The following is a 484-nucleotide window of genomic DNA, read 5'->3' as shown; positions in this document are numbered from 1 at the left end:
GCGCGGCGGCTGGGGGTGAGTCTGGCCAGCCTGTGCCATCTGGCGTGGGCGCAGGTGGTGGCGCGCAGCAGCGGGCGCGAGCAGGTGGTGTTCGGCACGGTGCTGTTCGGGCGCATGCATGGTGGCAGCGGTGTGGACCGGGCGATGGGCCTGTTCATCAACACGCTGCCGGTGCGGCTAGACCTGGACGGAAGCGGGGTCGAGGAGAGTGTGCGCCGCACGCACGCGCGGCTGGCGGAGCTGCTCACGCATGAGCATGCCCCGCTGGCGCTGGCGCAGCGTTGCAGCGGCGTTGCGGCGCCTGCGCCGCTGTTCAGCGCGCTGCTGAACTATCGCCACAATACGCTGGCGGCGCTTCAGGGCGGCGCCGCGGACGATGTCCTGGGCGGCATCGAGTGGCTGGGTGCGCAGGAGCGCACCAACTATCCCCTGACCCTGTCGGTGGAAGACTGTGGGCAGGCGCTGGGCCTGACGGCGGAAGCGG

The 484-nt window shown here is 71.5% G+C and carries 1 protein-coding gene; it reads left to right on the top strand.

Annotated elements, in window-relative coordinates:
* Positions 1–484, top strand: a 484-nt coding sequence (locus AB4Y34_RS41970) for a condensation domain-containing protein (RefSeq protein ID WP_368719321.1), incomplete at both ends; no start/stop codon positions are given.

The organism is Paraburkholderia sp. BR10954, from assembly GCF_040965775.1.
Classification (GTDB): Bacteria; Pseudomonadota; Gammaproteobacteria; order Burkholderiales; family Burkholderiaceae; genus Paraburkholderia; species Paraburkholderia youngii.
Note: the sequence above shows the minus strand (reverse complement) of the source record. Positions and strands in the feature narration are given on the sequence as shown.